We start from the raw sequence: 14,641 nt of genomic DNA, 5'->3' as shown, positions 1-14,641 counted from the left end.
CCGATTGAGATTACAAGATTTTAAGATAGTATATTCTTGGTATAAAAAAGAGAGAGGGCTAGTATCTCTATTTTATAAAGCAAATTTCAATACCAAAAAGATAACATCTACTTTCTGTTCCATTTTCTTTTGTTGTTATATTGGATTTCTTTTTACATCCCACCTAATTCCAATTTCAAATCTAAATGAAATGGAATGATTATATACTAATTCCTCTGGCTATGCCTATAATAGGGTTATCCCTAAAAAAGGAGTAGCTGTCACGATGAAAAAATGGACCATACCTTGCATTGCTATTTTATTCCTGTTAAGTGCTTGTTCTTCTCATGCAAAATCCTCAGTTATTCCCAAAAAGAATCCACCCAAACCGATCACTTCCGTGTCAGAGGCAATTGATAAATCAACAGCAGCTATGGAAAAGATGAAAAGTTTTCAAGTAGAGTACACAAAGAAATACACTTCTGACGAAGAAAATAAAAATTCCGATTATCGCAATCATATCGTAAAGGCTGATACGATATCTTTTACCTTCATTGATCGCAATCAGTACCATCTCTATGAACGTATTCATGCAGAGCGAACCACTGATAAAGAAAAAGAACCTGACACCCAAACAGAAATATATGTAAAAAATGGTGCCCTTTATAAACGTTATTTCAATTGGGACGCAAATGGTTCTGATCATTGGGAAAAAGGAAAATCAACAAATTCCACCCTTTCCGAAACGTTGTATGAAAGTCCCAATTTTCTAGATCCAACCTATTTATTAACAAACTTAAAAGCCAAACAAAAACAAGTAAAGCTCACACAAACACAAAATGCATATGTACTTGAACTTACTTTGACCAATCAAGAGGAAAATACAAGTATCATGGGTTCTGGCAAAGGTGGCAAAGGATTTGTGGATGTCAGTGTCATAGAAAAAATACCCCTTTCTACCATAAAAGTGACGATAGATAAGTACACCCTTCTTACACAGAAAGTAGAACAACATGAGGTTTCTTCGATCGATGCTGCAGCAAAAACTGGAGATGTGATCAAGACAGATGAGTACCAAACACATAATTTTAAATTTGGTGCAAAATCGATTACGGTTCCAAAAGAGGCACTCACCACACAAGATCAAGTTAATTGAACATCTTATGTAAAAAGAAACAAAACGACCTCTGAGAAAAAGTCAGAGGTCGTTTTGTTATCAGTCGTAAATAGCAAATACAGCGTTCTTATTAGTTGTTTGAACATAAATTTCAGCTTGATTATTAGATCCGTCTTGATAACTACTGATATCAATCATTTTACAAGCCGTCGAATTGGTACTTGATGTAGGGGTAAGATACGTATAAGTTACAAAATCATCTGCATTATCTGGGTCGTATTCCTTCACATAAAAATATGCTTCCCCGCCAGAGCGAAGGCATATTAACACATTCCCTGAGACATGTGCATTATCTACACCTGTAATATAATAATCAAGAGTGGAATTATAATGTACCTGTTCCCAAGTCTTCAACTGCCATCCAGCTGAATCTGCAAATGCGGATGAAAGCGGTAACACTAGTGCAAAAAGAGAACCAAGAAATGGAACTGCGATCTTTTTTAAATTCATTCTGTCTTCCTCCTGGTGTTTGTAGTGTAAGCGGTAACAAAATCTAGGTAAATAGAAATGAATGATATGGATTAGAGATAACTCTCTTAGAAACTCATTATATATGAAAACAGAATAAAAAGCTAATATTAAATCAATTAAATTATATTGTAATTCATTACATTTATTGAAAGAGAAAATAATTTTGGAATAAATTTCTTCTTGATTTTTTAGTCATTTTTGCAATTGATTTTGATACCTCTATTCCTGTTTCCAGTTCTATCATGATTGATCTCCTCAAAAGAAAAAGTGATCCGCGTAAAGATATTTGGATCACTTCTCTTCCATTTACTTTTCAAATGTTTCTTCAAATGCAGTGTAAAAACTGGCATAATCAATAGCATCTTTTGTAAGAAAGGAAGCAACGATTTGACCTGCATCACTATTGCGAAACGATTCCATAAATAAATGCACATCGGTTACATACAGTTCCCCCATAACATGATACTTAGGTTTATATGAGTCACTAGGTTCCTCTTTGCCTAAAGTCTCATAAAAGAGCCTATTTACGTTAATTTTCAATACCCCTTCTAAACTCAATATTTTGGGGACCATTGTATTGCGGTAGAAATGATAAAAACTTTCAGGGTCTTCCATATTCCCATACATGGTAACTATTTTGTAGAACATAGTCTTCCTATTCTCCTTAATTTAATATTTTTGATAAGAAAAGAATGAATCTTAAAATTAAAGGAATTAAGCTACATTTTACTAAAAATAGCACAACATTTCGTCTATCGTAACAAATAAATTTTGTCTATTTTCTGGCTTAAACGTTGGGTTTCTGGATAATCCCCTATATTCAAGCATAAATTGGTGCAAATTTCTATTATTTTCTATTGATCAGACTGGAAATGATTTTGGGATGTATTTGTTATAATTTGAAACTTCTCCTGGACAAGTATTTTAATTTTCTAAAAAATAGTTTTGTCTACCTTTTATTCAATTATAATGCATTTAAAATTTTCTTGTATGTGTCTATTCGAAAAAATTAGATATAATAGGAGTAAGTTTAAGTTACATTCAAATAATTACAGAGGAGGATTTTATTTTCATGTCCAAACGTCAAACACTCCTAGTTGGAAGCCTACCGTTTGAAAATGAAGAAGCTGCAATGATTCAAGCTTTGGAAACACTTGGTGAATCACTTTTCTCTTTACCAGATGGAGAAATAGGGGAGAAATCAGAGGCATATCCCGTGGGAAAACGTGCTGCTTGGGTAATGTCATCCATCGATATATGCGCAGCAGATACCGAAAACTGGGAAATCACCAAGAAATCAGTCCGGGCTGAGAATGGTTTCCCCAATAATTATGTAAATTTAGATCGTCTACGACCGAAACACTCCCCCAACCGTATGAAAGAACATCTAAATTTTCGCTATCATGAATATTTCCAGACCAGTTATCCTATATTCCAGAAATTGAGAGAACAAAAGGGCTTAAATGATTTGAAGTTTCAAGTTGGCATCCCTACAGGTTTAGGTATTACCTTTTGTATGCTGTCGCCAATCAATGCTTTTCGGTATAATAAGGTATTTAATTCTCGAATCGCTTATGAAGTAAACGAAATATTAAACCAAGCTGGAGAAGATGTTCTGGTGCAAATAGAAATTCCAGCAGAATTAGCTTTAGTGTATAAACTTCCCAAAGCGTTGGTTAATATCGCTCTAAATAGTATATTCGATCTAGTCCGGCAACTTAATCCAATAGGTAAAATCGGACTGCATCTATGTTTTGGCGACCTTAATAACCTGCCTATCACGCATGCGAAAACGCTGAATAAAATGGTGTATTTTATAAATCAATTGATAAAAAAATGGCCCAAAACACATGAGCTAAGCTACATACATTTTCCACTGGCTGAGGCAAAAACTCCACCGCCATTAGAGAAAAGTTATTATGAACCGCTTAAGCAAATCCAACTCCCTGAAGAAATTCGTTTTATCGCTGGATTTGTCCATGAAAAACGGAGTATAGAAGAGCTTCAACAGATTTTGAGTCATATAGAAGAAGTTCGTAATCAACAAGTTGATGTTGCCTGTTCCTGTGGTTTAGGTCGCCGCAGCACAGAAGTTGGAACAAAGTTATTGGAATTAACTCAACAACTCTGTAGCACTGATCAATAAATGATTGGATTTCCTATTTCGTTCTATTCATTTTTACGGTCCAATATCATTTCTTCTGTTTAATAGCCACTTTTAGTACTAATTTATACTTTTAATCAACGAAGAGTGATCCAAGATATAGGTGGATCACTTTTCGTCGTTTCCTAGGTAATAGTTTTATTCAAATATATATGTTTAAATCATTATTAGCCAGCCGGTAGCAAATGGACATTTTATTTTAATTTTCTTTGTAATTTTGTTCCACCTTGCTCACACTCTTTTCTTCTATTCCTCTAAATGAAGAAACGGATTCTGTAAACATGTGCAAAGCAGTGTCTGTGTGGTTGGGAAACCCAAGATGTTGCCACTCTGGTAATCTAATGCTCTAAAAATAAAAAGCGATCCAGTTAAAATGGATCACTTTTTTCGATTAATTATGTTAACTATAGGAGTGAAAATTACCGTGAGCGACACCGTTCTGTAGTAGAAGGTGTCGCTCAAGACGTCAGTCAGACTTGGAGCTAAGTCCATCTCATCCAATCACGCTGATACTAAGAAAAACGTGATCAGACTATCCCTTTCCCAAGTTTGGGTTACAAGGTCTGGGCTGATTAGGTTTTGGATTAGGTGTGGAACTTCCAGGTCTACGCTTGGACATGCGAGTCTCACTGACTCCTTGACTCGTTCTCACAGTCGAATGACTCATGTTACCATGTAGCATCATCGTCTTGACAACGCTGATGAGATTACCTTAAGAATATTGCAAAACAGTTGAAGTTTCAACTTTTCTCTCAGGTCTGAAGCTTTACTTTTCCAAATCAAGCTATTCTTCACTAAGGAGGCTAACCTTGGATTTTATTATCGTATTGCTCATCATTTTGGTATCAGCTGCATGTGGCGGGGAACTCAGTGCTCGTTTGGGACAAACCACTATTTTGGGAAAAATAATTGCTGGTATTATCGTTGGGCCGGCAGTACTTGGTTGGGTATCTCCTACGGAAACTATCCATAATATGAGTGAGATTGGAATACTTTTCTTAATGTTTATTGCTGGGTTAGAAACTGATGCAACTGATCTATACAAAAATCGGAAATCATCGATTGCCGTCGCCTTAGGTGGACTTCTCTTCCCTGTGGCTGGAGGATTCGCAACAGGGCTTTTATTTGGTCTCAAACCAATTCCATCTGTCTTTCTCGGCTTATTATTAGCTGCTACTTCTGTTAGTATTTCTATTCTGACATTGAGAGAGTTAGGTCAATTAAACAGTCGAGAAAGTACAACGATTCTCGGTGCTGCGTTAGTCGATGATATCACCGTTATGTTTATCCTTGCGATCACGATGGGTGTATGGACTGGAACAAAAGTAAACATTGGGATTTTATTAGGAAAAGAGATACTGTTTTTCCTTCTAATAGCATTGCTTGGATGGAAAGCTATTCCTTGGTTTATGAAAATTAGCACTTCCTTCAAAGCTACGGAAAACATCATAAGTGCGGTGATCATATGCTTCGTTTTTGCATCTCTGGCACATCTGCTTGGCGTATCTAGTATAATCGGAGCTTTCGCTGCTGGGTTAGCCGTCTCTCGCACGGATAGTCAAAAGGAAATAAAAAGGAAAATCGTTCCGATCGCCTACACGATCTTTATCCCAGTGTTTTTTGTCCAGATTGGATTATCTGTTTCCTTTGTAGGAATACAAAACCACATTTGGTTTATTATCATTGGCTCTCTCTTCGCGATCTTAACCAAATGGTTCGGTGCTTTTTTAGGAGCAAAATTAACATCGTTCTCTACCAAATCAGCCATTCGCATTGGTGCGGCTATGATGTCACGAGGTGAAGTGGCACTTATCTTATTAACCATAGGATTGGAAAAGAAGCTGATCGATCCTGCTTATGCCTCCTCTATACTCATCATCGTCATGATAACAACGCTTATTACCCCTGTTTTATTAAAAACTTTCTATAAAACACCTTGATTCTAGCAAAAAACAAGAGGGACATGGTACATCCCCCTTGTTTTTCATTTTGTTATCACTTTGCGTGTTGCGATATCTAAACTGTGGGCAAATACAATCATCACTGCATTGATTAGCAAGAATGCGATTGTAAAATAAAACACATCTTGTATTTGCAGAGTAGTAGCGACAAAACTTCCAACCAGCGGCCCAATTAAATTGCCCAAAAACCGCGCCGATGAATTTATGCCAAAAGCTGTTCCTTGCAGTTCTTTTGGCGTCATTTTTTTCACCAATACGTTTAACGCTGGCAACATCCCTCCGATAAATAGCCCCAAAAAGAAACGACCGATCAATAGTTCTGTAATGCTCGTAGCAAATACTTGAGGGATAAATGCTAGTGCGGACATCACGAGGGAGAAAATCAAAATCTTCCGCTGACCGATCTTATCCCCGATTTTCCCAAGTGTTGGAGAACCGACAAGATTGGCGATTCCTGTTATCGCACTGACAAGACCCACCATCAATGCCAGATGGGAACCATCGTAAATCGTTTTGGTATAGATGGGCAATATGGGTTGAACGCTCATCATGGCCAATTGGGTGACAGCAGATGCAATGAATACTGGCAACAACATCCGAAGGGATCTCCAATTCGGTTTCGGCTGTTCTGCAACAGCTTTTTCCATTCGTTTTTTTGGAGTTGTCTCTTTGATATACACCATCACGACTACGCCAGCTAGTAAAATTAAGCCGCCTGTAAGCAGAAATACACCATCATATCCAACCAGCTCTGAAAGTGCACCACCGAACAAAGGACCAACCAATGTTCCCACTATCTGACCCGTTTGCAATGTACCCAGTACTTTCCCGGAGTTTTCATCTGGTGTCACCGAAGCCTGCATCAAAATAGACATCGAAATAAACCCGGAAAACAATCCATTGATCAGCCGAAGGATCAATAATTGAAGCGGGGAAGTAACAAAAGCCATTAAAATAGTTACAACACCCATACCAATAGCTGAGCGAAGTAACATCGATTTTTGTCCATATTTATCTGCGAGCGTTCCCCATAATGGCTGAAATAAAAAAGAAGTCAAAAATTGAGCGGAAAATATCCAACCTGACCAATGTTCTACACTTTGCAAATTGTGTACACCTAATTTTTCAATATATAAAGGGAGAAATGGTATCACCATACTCATCCCAGCAGATATTAAAAAATTAGCTGGCCACAATATCCATAAAACTCGTTTCCAATACATTCTCCTTCACCTTCTATAATGTAATACAAAAAACCTTTCATAAATATTATCTATATACTATTAAAATACTTCTTTTCATGATATGCAATTTAACATTTTATTCAAACTATTAGAAACCAAATGATGAAAAACAACTTATCTATAAAATAAGTTGTTTTATCAAGAACACTATTTTTTTACCATTAGATACAAAAAATATGGTGCTCCAATAATCGTGACAATGATTCCAGCTGGAATGCCACTTGGGTCTAAAATACCTCTACCGATCGTATCTGAGATCAGAAGAAGAATAGCGCCTAAAATAGCTGTGATAGGGAGAAATGCTTGATGGCGAGGACCTACCAAATTCTTAGCTATGTGAGGAGCCATGAGACCAATAAAGGCAATACCCCCACTGACAGAAACAGCTGCAAGTGCTACTGCAATGAGCAGCAACATACTTCTTTCTCTCTCCACTTTTACGCCTAATCCGATAGATGCATTTTCATTAAGCTGCAACACATTTAAAATAGGTGACTTAGCAAAAACAATCGGTAAAAGAATGAGAATCCAAGGCAAAAGAGCGATCACAAACGTCCAGTCATCTCCCCATATTCTTCCTGCAATCCAGTTGGCGATAAAGGCATTCTTTTCATCTTCTAATCTTGCGGTGAGTGTAAAAATAGCACCGTTGATCGCAGCTGACATTCCTACTCCAATAAGAATAAGACGTGTCGGCTCGATTCCCTCCCCACGCTTATAGGATAAAAAGTAAATCATGATCATCGTTAAGGTTCCTCCGATGAAAGTGAACAAAGGGAGGATATATATAAAACTTGTAGACTCGCTAGAAAAGTACATCACATAAATAACTACCATCAAACCCGCACCAGCGATCTACTGCTACGGGGTAATACCAAGAGACAAAACATTGCCAGTAATAAGAGGAAGCTAGTACGGCAACCCGCTTCGGATTAGCGATTTTGATAAGGAAATCTCCCATAAGACACTAATTCTGCTACCGTTAAGCCTTCTGGTGCATCTGGAGATTGCGGTAAAATCGCTAACTTCTGTGCTATTTTTTTGGTAGACTCTTTATGAATTTCTTTCCCGTCAAGAAACACGGCACCTGAGCGGGTTGGATGAATGCGTGCTATCGTCTTTAACAAGGTAGATTTCCCACAACCATTTGAGCCAATAATGGCCGTGATCATCCCATCTGTTATGTCTAAACTTACATCCTTCACAATCTCTTGATCCCCATAAGAAATATGTAAGTTTTCTGTTATTAACCTCGGTTTCGACATCTCTTCACCTCCTGACGATTTGTTTCTTTTGTATACTCGCATAAATGAGAATGATTATCAAACTCATTTATGTTCTATAATTACGACAAGATAGTGTCAATAGACAAAAGAAAGTATCATTTTATAAATGGACGAAACGAATTTTAATCTGCTTCCATTTTCTACAAATCGAAGCACCTAATTTTTTATGAAAAGAAAATAAAAAGCAGTCCTCTGGTTAAATGAACTGCTTCATTTTTGATCTTTGTAGTCCTATATGTTTATAAGATCTATATTATTGTCTACCACTTTAAAGGCATATTTTCTTGCTTTCATTTCGATAAAACTATTGAATAACACTTAGATTTGTATCATTATTAAAGGTAGGATACTGGAAAAAGTGTTGCTTGAAGGAGATAAAAAATATGGTTGTAAAATTAAATGGACTGAGGGTCAATCGTACAGAGTTTATGATTTGGCAATACCAAAATAGTATTACCAAGCGAAAGATCTTGCAGACTTGGAGAAGAGACAAACAAAAATTTCTTCGATCATTGATCTGGGATAAAAACACAAATAACCACACTCCCTCTTATGCCATTCAATTTTACAAAGATTTCAAATCCCTTCTCTACCAATCTTATTCAGAAGAATTTCCAAAAAAAGAACCAAATCTAATCGAATTATGTGACTGGTTTTCCGATAATGCTAGTATCTGTAGATACATTGGAAATGAAAAAGACGAAAATACATGGTTAGATATCCGAAAATGTGCAAGAGTATTAATTGATGGCCAATTACCGTAAATGTGCTTCGAAAAAGGAAAATTTCTATTGAGTAGGAATTATTCTCCTAGAGAGGAGTTTTCTCTTTTGGATCTATTTGAACAAGCAGGTATACATGTTCCTGATCTTAATGAGACGAGATTGGCTGACTATATTGATCCTTCTATCCCTCGATTTCATCATATCCTTGGTGTTGTTCGTAAAATGAAATCTCTCCTCACCCAATTAAATATTTTGGAAGAATGGAAAGCCCTATTGATTCAAGCCTGCTATCTCCACGATATTGGCTATAGCCCCAAACTAGATTTATATCACTATCATCAGCTAGATGGTGCTATATTCGCTGCCAAACAAGGATATCCAAAATATATTGTAGCAACGATTCTTTTTCATAGTTGTGCTTACGAAGGTGTTATCTACTCACGACCTGATATTAGGAAAGTTTATGAGCATCATCTTTCCCTGCTGGATGATAAGGATCAGATGTTCATTGATCTCGTTAGTTATTGTGACCTTCACACTTCCGCTGATGGGGAAGATACCAATTTAGCACAAAGAGTAAAAAATGTAATTGAGCGATATGGCGATACACATGAGGTCAGCAAAATTATGTTATCCAATGTTCCTCATTTCCGGCAGATTATCGATCGAGTAACAAAACTGATCAAACAGAACAAGAAAGGATACAAATAACTTCACCATTCATATGGTGAGGGATTCTCACTTTATCAAAGATTCTGGATTTAGATCATCCCACAATGCTTCGTAGATCGATTGTAATCGTTTGGTATCTCGCTTGATACTGTCTGATATTGGGTATTGTTGGACAGGCTTAATAGGTGGACCAAAATGTACATGCCGACGCGGTCGACGGAACCAGGCTGTCGCTACCCGAAGTAAACTTTTTACCCCTCTCCCGCTCATGACTTGCCGAGATCCAAGCTGGATCACTGGAATAATCACTGCTCTTGTCTCGTTTTGTAGACGAGCAGGACCGGTCTTCCAATTCTTTGGTTTCCGATCCTCGATTCCATCCCATTCTGGGATTCCTCCCTCAAAGTAGATTGCAATGGTACCACCGCTTTTTAAATGATCACAAGCATTTTGTAGAGCATCTTTTGCTTGTGGACTGTCTCTTCGGACAGGAATATAGTTTCCATAGCGAAAAATCCACCATAAAAGTGGGTGTGTCCATAAACTTGCCTTTGCCATAAATTTTGGGTAAAAACCTAGACACATGCTCGCAAATTTTACAGTAGGCGGATCAAGATAACTAGAGTGATTAATAGCAAGAATCATTCCCTCTTTTTTGTGACTCATCTCTAAATATGTTTCCAACTCTTCTGAAATCGTAATAGTTAGATTTCCACCCATCAAAAAATGGACAATCCAAATCGGCAATTGTTTGATTCCCTTGAACGTTTTTTTGATTTCTTTCATAGAGACATCTTCACTCTCTATTTATATTTTACAAACTTCTATCAATACATATTATTACAATCATACGATCTGATAGCAAATTTAGAATTCATATTTTTCGGGAAATGTACCCTTTTTATTGCTGGATAAGTTAAAATGGCAAGGAAAGGATGGAAGTAAATTGAAATTATCTCCAGAACAACTGCAAAGAAGAATAGCTGTCGCCAGCAAACGCGAACCGGCAGATTTGGTGATTACAAACGGAAAGATTATCGATGTTTTTAACCTAAATATTATCCATGCTGATATTGCAATCGCAGATGGATATATTGTTGGTATCGGTAACTACCGAGGAAAACAAGTCCTAGATGCAAAACAAAAATATATTTGTCCTACTTTTATCGATGCTCATGTACATATTGAATCTTCCCTAGTTACTCCTCAAGAATTTGCAAAAGTTGTTTTGCCGCATGGAATTACCACTGTCATTACAGACCCGCATGAGATCGCGAATGTAGTAGGAAACGATGGAATCGCTTTTATGCTTGCAGATTCAGAAGAGCTACCTCTAGATATTTACTTGATGCTGCCTTCCAGTGTCCCTGCCACTCCGTTTGAAAATGCTGGTGCTCGCCTAAAAGCAAATGACCTTGAGCCATTTTTCACTCACCCAAGAGTGCTCGGACTTGCAGAAGTAATGGACTTCCCTGCTGTTTTACATGGGGAAAATCAAATGATCAAAAAAATTTCTACTACCTTAAAGTATCGAAATCACATCGATGGACATGCCGCTGGATTGGATAAGGATGCTATCAATGTTTATCGAAGTGCTGGAATTATAACCGATCACGAGTGTATCTCAGCCGAAGAAGCATTGGAACGAATACAGAGAGGGATGTATGTTTGGATTCGAGAGGGATCGAGCGCAAAAGACCTCACTTCTCTTATCCGTATCGTGAATGAAAAAAATTCGAGAAGATTTGCGTTTTGTACAGATGACAAACATTTGGATGAGTTAATTACAGAAGGCAGTATAGATCACTCTGTTCGCTTAGCGATTCAACATGGGCTAGATCCACTTTTGGCAATACAGCTGGCGACTCTAAACGCTGCTGAATGTTATGGATTACAGCAAAAAGGCGCGATCGCTCCTGGATATGTAGCAGACTTTTTACTATTTGATGACCTTATGAACTTAAAAGTACAACAAGTTTTTAAAGCAGGTAGATTGATAGCAGAAAATGGACAGATGATCATATCGATCGATAAACAGAATGCTATGCCTTCTGCCATCTCGAAAACGATACATGTTGTAAAACCTGACAAGCATGATCTACAAATACCTATTAACGGTACAAAGGCAAATGTCATCGAAATTCAACCAAACAGTCTTGTCACCAAACATAAAGTAGCGGATGTGACTGTCTCAAATGGCTATTTTGTACCTTCCGTAAAAATGGATCAACTAAAGATTGCTGTACTCGAACGTCATCATCGTACTGGTAATATTGGATTAGGAATTGTTTCTGGACTTGGGATATTAAGTGGTGCTATTGCTTCGACGGTAGCTCATGATTCCCATAACCTTGTCGTAGCAGGTACAAATGATGATGACATGCTGACTGCAATTGAAGAAATCACTCGTCTGCAAGGCGGACTAGTCGTGGTGAAAAACGGTAAAACACTCGCCTCTCTTCCATTGGAAATTGCAGGATTGATGAGTTCTCGTAATTTTACAGATGTAAATAAAAACCTTAAACAACTACATCATGCTTTAGATGAGTTACATGCTCCAGCGCATCTAAATCCTTTTTCTATCCTTGCCTTTCTTTGTTTGCCAGTCATACCAGAGATTAAACTCACCGATATCGGTCTATTTGATGTTACCGCATTTCAACATATTCCAGTGTCTGTCTCTTAGAGAAAGAACAGCTAAACCGCTTTATATAAGCGGTTTTTTTCTGTGTAATTATGAAATATTTGCAAAATAAGGGACAAACTTTGTTCCATTATTGTAAGATAGGGACAATTCCAATAAAGGGAGGTCAAAATGAAAAAACAGAAATTACTATCCTTCCTGTTCCTTCTTTGCATTTTTTGTTACAGTGTCTTCCCACTCCCTGCTTCTCATGCAGACAGCGATACAGGCTTTACGAATTTAGGAGGACAGATTAAAGGTATTACTATATATGAATCCGCATTTGGCAAAGACAAAAAAGGAAATGATGTTGTATTTGCTGTGGTCACTGGTGAACCTGCGCAATTAGCCGTAGTTGATCTCAAAACAAGGAAACTACTCAAACTTCTCCCATTGGAATCAGCAACTGGTGCCTGGGCTATTACCGTAGCAACAGATGGGAAAGTTTGGGTTGGAAGTTATCGCAATGGACATGTTTATTGCTATGATCCAAAAACGGAGGAACTAAAAGACCTCGGTCGTTCATCAGCAGACAGCGATGTTTTATTTGGGCTAAGCAGCGGACCTGATGGTTCTGTTTATGGTGGATCTTATGGAAAAGCAAAGATATTTGGATATACCAAAGACGGCAAGCCCTTATCGTTCGATTCGGTATCGCCGGGAGATACATATGCCCAAGATACAGTGTATAATCCAGACAAAAAAGCTCTTTATATCGGAATTGGATCATCCAAAGCAAAAGTGATTCAAATGGATATAAATACAAAAGCTACGAAGCAAATCTTACCAAGTAAATATCAAACTCAATCAGAAGCATATGATTTGAACTATATCTCAGGTAAGTTGTTCGTGAAATTACATTCAGCTTTCCAAACAATCGTTTTAAATCCAGAAACAGAAGAAGTAGATACCTTAACAGACCTTACTACTAAACAGAAAACCGATTCTTTTCCTAGCGATTCTCGTGGAGTCTCTCCATTAGCACCTGATGGACATTCTGTTTACTATTCCAATAAAGGGTTCTTACTAAGGTATGATATCAAAAGTAAATCTTATGCTCCTGTAGTCGATAACAAGAAAAAACCCATTGACCTCCAAAAAAATCCGGTAATTGGCTGGACTTGGGTTGAATTTAAAGAAAAAAATTATCCAGGAAAAACATTGGTAGGATTAGCTGGAAATTATGAAGGAAAAGCGTTTCGTTACAACCCCCAAACCCATGTTTTCGAATATTTTCAGTTACCCTTTCCGCCTCAGCCGATTGATTTGTTTAATGTGATTGCTGATTCAAAAGATAAAATCTATACAAATGCTTATTTAAATGGTCGAATAAGTAGCTATCAAGCACAACATAATATCGTAAAAGAAATAGGACGATTGGGACAAGTAGAAGGATGGACATGGTTTAAAGGTAAACTGTATGCTGGAACTTATCCAGATGGCAAACTCCTTGTCTATGATCCTAATAAACCTTGGAAAGATGAAGAAAACCCAAAACTGCTGTTTAAGTTAAGACAAGGGTATGAACAAAACCGCCCGCTGGCTGTAATCACAGATCAAACGAATATTTATATGGGGACTACTCCGGATTATGGGAAATATGGTGGTGCGTTAACCGTCGTAAACCCTAACAAACCTGAAACTCCAGTTGTGTACCGAAATATTGTAACCGATCAATCGATCGCGTCCCTAACCACTTTCCGCGGAAAAATTTGGGGAGGCACAAGCATTGAAGGCGGTGGTGGAACCAAACCAAAAGCAACAGAAGCCAAATTATTTTGTTTTGACCCTAAAACAAAGCAGAAAGTAGGAGAATACTCCCCACTGCTTCTGAAAACCGTGAAAAAAATCACTGCCCTGACCATAGGAGAAGATGGAAACATTTGGGGAATTGCGGACGGCTATATTTTTGCCTTCAATCCACTGTTAAAAATACCTGTATTCCAGCAACAAGTAGTAGAAAATGGTATCGGACAAGGTGCTGGCATCCAAATGCACCCAAATCACCACTTGTATGCTGTTACCGATGGACTATTATTTTCCATTAACCCTCTGTTAAAGTATGTCAGGTATATACCATATTCAGCAGGATTATATCGATTGACCATTCAAGGCAATAGTCTCTATATGAAAGACGGCACTGCTGTCACTACTGGAAAAAACCTGATTCGTTATCTACCAGATGATTCTCATTCCATTAAGATCGAAATTCCAATTAAATCGAAAGTCAAATACCGCTTTAACGATTTCTAAACAACAATATGAGAAAGCTATAGTAT

The 14,641-nt window shown here is 37.5% G+C and carries 12 protein-coding genes and 1 pseudogene; 7 read left to right on the top strand and 6 right to left on the bottom strand.

Translation table 11 applies throughout. The features are described 5' to 3' along the window. Nucleotides 1–265: 265 nt before the first annotated feature. A complete protein-coding gene (locus tag MK805_RS01850; protein ID WP_240873499.1) occupies nucleotides 266–1,135 on the top strand; it encodes a DUF6612 family protein in 870 nt (289 codons plus the stop codon). Nucleotides 1,136–1,195: 60 nt separating this feature from the next. Here the strand turns inward: MK805_RS01850 and MK805_RS01845 are convergent, their stop codons facing one another. Next, a complete protein-coding gene (locus MK805_RS01845; protein WP_240873498.1) occupies nucleotides 1,196–1,606 on the bottom strand; it encodes a hypothetical protein in 411 nt (136 codons plus the stop codon). A 327-nt stretch (nucleotides 1,607–1,933) separates the two neighbouring features. Further along, nucleotides 1,934–2,275, bottom strand: a complete 342-nt coding sequence (locus MK805_RS01840) for an EthD family reductase (protein WP_240873497.1) — start codon at nucleotides 2,273–2,275, stop codon at nucleotides 1,934–1,936. Nucleotides 2,276–2,699: 424 nt separating this feature from the next. On the opposite strand from MK805_RS01840, the gene MK805_RS01835 reads away from it, so the two are divergent. After that, nucleotides 2,700–3,773 (top strand): hypothetical protein, encoded by a 1,074-nt coding sequence (locus MK805_RS01835; RefSeq protein WP_240873496.1) that lies wholly within the window; start codon nucleotides 2,700–2,702, stop codon nucleotides 3,771–3,773. A gap of 827 nt (nucleotides 3,774–4,600) precedes the next feature. After that, entirely contained in the window at nucleotides 4,601–5,731 is a 1,131-nt protein-coding gene (locus MK805_RS01830; RefSeq protein ID WP_240873495.1) for a cation:proton antiporter, read from the top strand. Nucleotides 5,732–5,775: 44 nt separating this feature from the next. Here MK805_RS01830 and MK805_RS01825 read toward each other — a convergent pair whose 3' ends face one another. The 3 genes and pseudogenes from MK805_RS01825 to MK805_RS01815 all read right to left on the bottom strand — a co-directional run. Next, entirely contained in the window at nucleotides 5,776–6,975 is a 1,200-nt protein-coding gene (locus MK805_RS01825; RefSeq protein WP_240873494.1) for an MFS transporter, read from the bottom strand. Between the two features lie 168 nt (nucleotides 6,976–7,143). Then, nucleotides 7,144–7,836 carry a FecCD family ABC transporter permease gene (locus MK805_RS01820; protein ID WP_255724448.1) on the bottom strand — a complete coding sequence of 231 codons (693 nt, stop codon included), beginning with the start codon at nucleotides 7,834–7,836 and terminating at the stop codon, nucleotides 7,144–7,146. A gap of 101 nt (nucleotides 7,837–7,937) precedes the next feature. Continuing rightward, nucleotides 7,938–8,261: pseudogene (locus MK805_RS01815) on the bottom strand (ABC transporter ATP-binding protein); the annotation flags it as partial. A 404-nt stretch (nucleotides 8,262–8,665) separates the two neighbouring features. Between MK805_RS01815 and MK805_RS01810 the strand changes: the two are divergent. Then, nucleotides 8,666–9,046 carry a hypothetical protein gene (locus MK805_RS01810; RefSeq protein WP_240873493.1) on the top strand — a complete coding sequence of 127 codons (381 nt, stop codon included), beginning with the start codon at nucleotides 8,666–8,668 and terminating at the stop codon, nucleotides 9,044–9,046. A gap of 66 nt (nucleotides 9,047–9,112) precedes the next feature. Continuing rightward, a complete protein-coding gene (locus tag MK805_RS01805) occupies nucleotides 9,113–9,718 on the top strand; it encodes an HD domain-containing protein (protein ID WP_240873492.1) in 606 nt (201 codons plus the stop codon). A gap of 27 nt (nucleotides 9,719–9,745) precedes the next feature. Here the strand turns inward: MK805_RS01805 and MK805_RS01800 are convergent, their stop codons facing one another. Then, nucleotides 9,746–10,465, bottom strand: a complete 720-nt coding sequence (locus tag MK805_RS01800) for a lysophospholipid acyltransferase family protein (RefSeq protein WP_240873491.1) — start codon at nucleotides 10,463–10,465, stop codon at nucleotides 9,746–9,748. Nucleotides 10,466–10,625: 160 nt separating this feature from the next. Between MK805_RS01800 and ade the strand changes: the two genes are divergently transcribed. Next, nucleotides 10,626–12,365, top strand: a complete 1,740-nt coding sequence (ade, locus tag MK805_RS01795; RefSeq protein ID WP_240873490.1) for an adenine deaminase — start codon at nucleotides 10,626–10,628, stop codon at nucleotides 12,363–12,365. 129 nt (nucleotides 12,366–12,494) lie between these two features. Beyond that, nucleotides 12,495–14,615 carry an NHL repeat-containing protein gene (locus MK805_RS01790; RefSeq protein ID WP_240873489.1) on the top strand — a complete coding sequence of 707 codons (2,121 nt, stop codon included), beginning with the start codon at nucleotides 12,495–12,497 and terminating at the stop codon, nucleotides 14,613–14,615. Nucleotides 14,616–14,641: the final 26 nt, after the last annotated feature.

The sequence above is a fragment of the Shimazuella soli genome (assembly GCF_022511585.1).
In the GTDB taxonomy this organism is placed as follows: domain Bacteria; phylum Bacillota; class Bacilli; order Thermoactinomycetales; family Thermoactinomycetaceae; genus Shimazuella; species Shimazuella soli.
This window is presented reverse-complemented; position numbering and strand designations above follow the sequence as displayed.

Excerpts from the sequence above, each read along its gene's own strand:
- MK805_RS01850 (WP_240873499.1), top strand. The coding sequence starts at position 266 with ATGAAAAAATGGACCATACCTTGCATTGCTATTTTATTCCTGTTAAGT.
- MK805_RS01845 (WP_240873498.1), bottom strand. The coding sequence starts at position 1,606 with ATGAATTTAAAAAAGATCGCAGTTCCATTTCTTGGTTCTCTTTTTGCA.
- MK805_RS01840 (WP_240873497.1), bottom strand. The coding sequence starts at position 2,275 with ATGTTCTACAAAATAGTTACCATGTATGGGAATATGGAAGACCCTGAA.
- MK805_RS01835 (WP_240873496.1), top strand. The coding sequence starts at position 2,700 with ATGTCCAAACGTCAAACACTCCTAGTTGGAAGCCTACCGTTTGAAAAT.
- MK805_RS01825 (WP_240873494.1), bottom strand. The coding sequence starts at position 6,975 with ATGTATTGGAAACGAGTTTTATGGATATTGTGGCCAGCTAATTTTTTA.
- MK805_RS01810 (WP_240873493.1), top strand. The coding sequence starts at position 8,666 with ATGGTTGTAAAATTAAATGGACTGAGGGTCAATCGTACAGAGTTTATG.
- MK805_RS01800 (WP_240873491.1), bottom strand. The coding sequence starts at position 10,465 with ATGAAAGAAATCAAAAAAACGTTCAAGGGAATCAAACAATTGCCGATT.
- MK805_RS01790 (WP_240873489.1), top strand. The coding sequence starts at position 12,495 with ATGAAAAAACAGAAATTACTATCCTTCCTGTTCCTTCTTTGCATTTTT.